This window comes from Ilumatobacter nonamiensis YM16-303 (genome assembly GCF_000350145.1).
Lineage (GTDB): Bacteria > Actinomycetota > Acidimicrobiia > Acidimicrobiales > Ilumatobacteraceae > Ilumatobacter_A > Ilumatobacter_A nonamiensis.
Genome location: NZ_BAOL01000222.1, coordinates 1 through 1856 on the forward strand (window position 1 = coordinate 1; position 1856 = coordinate 1856).

Sequence of the window (1856 nt, forward strand, 5' to 3'; positions counted from 1 at the left end):
CTCGTGAACAGTTCGCGCACGGAGCGCCGGAGGAGATCACGAGGAATGCCCGCACGTCCATCGCTGTCGCGAGGGCGTCGGCGGGCCGTGTCGCCTGGGTCCGACCCAGTCGACACGGCCGCAACCGGTCACGTCAGGAGCTTGGCCTTCTGCTGATCGAACTCTTCGGCGGTGATCACTCCGCTGTCGCGGAGCTGCGCGAGTTTCGTGAGTTCGTCGGCAGTTCCGCCTCCGGCCGTTCCGGCGGTGTCCTGGACGTAGGAACGGAACGCTGCCTCACTCGCCTGGGCGCGCTGAACGTCACGGTCCGTCATTCCGTGTCCGCGCGCGATCACGTAGACGAACACGCCGAGGAACGGCACCAGGATGACCAGGATCAGCCACAGCGCTTTCCCCCATCCCCCCAGATCTCCACTTCGGAAGATGTCCGCGATGACGCGGAACAGCAGCACGAACCAGGCGATCCAGATGAACCACATGAACAGGGTCCAGAACACGCCCAGAATCGGATAGTCATACGCAAGCATCGGATGCCTCTCTGTAGATGACGACGAGTCGTTCGCCGCCGTTGAGTCGTGCCCAGGATGGCACACACCAGATCGAGCAGGTGCAACGCAATGGCGACGTGAGGCAGTACCTTCGCCCCGTGCCGGTTCGACATCGGTCGATCGACGACGGCCGGGCGGAGGTTGACCGTGAGCGATGAACTGATCTTCGTGGCCGTCCTCGCGCTGCGTCTCGGAGTGCCGCTGCTGATCTTTCGATTCCCGCTGCCGGCGATCGTCGCGGCGCTGGTGATCGATGCGGCCGACCAGACGATCTTCCAGAACAACACGGACCTCGACCTCGAGGGCTATCAGGGGTACGACAAGGCGCTCGACGTCTACTACCTCGCCATCGCGTACCTCTCGACGTTTCGCAACTGGGCCGACCCGTTCGCCGCCCGGGTCGCTCAGTTCCTCTGGTACTACCGCCTCGTCGGCGTCGTGGCATTCGAGTTGACACAGGAGCGGGCACTGTTGCTCGTCTTCCCGAACACCTTCGAGTACTTCTTCATCTGCTACGAGGTCGTGCGACTCGCCTGGGATCCGCGCCGGCTCAGCCATCGACAGGTGATCGGACTGGCCGCGTTCATCTGGATCGTCGTGAAGCTCCCCCAGGAGTGGTGGATTCACATCGCCCAACTCGACTTCACCGACTTCATGAAGGAGGACGTGTTCGGGGTGAGCGTCGAAACGTCGTGGGGGACGGCGATCGGCGAGAACCTCTGGTTCCTCGTGCTGCTCGCCGTGCTCGTCGTGGCGATCGTCCTCGCAGTCCGCTGGGCGATCGGTGCCGCGCCGCGTCCCGACTGGCCCTTCAGCGTCGACGTCGACCGACATCGCACGAGCACGCGCCTCGATGCCGGACCGCAGCGAACCCGAGTGTTCGAGTGGGACCTCGCCGAGAAAGCGGCCCTGACGGCGTTGATCGCGATCATCTTCTCGCAGGTCATCCCCAACACCGAGCTGACCCCGCTCGGAGTCGTACTGACGGTCTCGCTGGTCGTGGTCGCGAACGCTGTCGTCAGTCAGTGGCTGGCCGCACGCGGCCGATCGTGGGCGGCGGCGGGAGGCTCGTTCCTGGCGATGGTGTCGATCAACGCCGTGATCGTGATCGTGTTCGAACTGGTTTTCGGCAGTCGCGACGTGAACGTTCCCGCGGGGCTGTTCCTGCTCCTGCTGCTGACGCTCGTCATCACGTTGTACGACCGCTACCGGCCACTGCGTTCGGCCGGGTACGGGTCGATCGACATGAGCTGACGACCGCCAGGAGCGGGGGTTCGCCGTTCTCGTGAACAGTTCGCGCACGGAGCG

2 protein-coding genes are annotated in these 1856 nt (G+C 64.4%); one reads left to right on the forward strand and one right to left on the reverse strand.

What is annotated here, in order from left to right; all coding sequences use genetic code 11:
- Positions 1–128: 128 nt before the first annotated feature.
- Entirely contained in the window at positions 129–527 is a 399-nt protein-coding gene (locus ON45_RS17760) for an SHOCT domain-containing protein (protein ID WP_040495649.1), read from the reverse strand.
- Positions 528–695: 168 nt separating this feature from the next.
- Here ON45_RS17760 and ON45_RS17765 point away from each other — a divergent pair, with 168 nt between their 5' ends.
- Complete coding sequence (locus ON45_RS17765; RefSeq protein WP_051063317.1) at positions 696–1802, forward strand: hypothetical protein; 1107 nt, start codon at positions 696–698, stop codon at positions 1800–1802.
- Positions 1803–1856 lie beyond the last annotated feature (54 nt).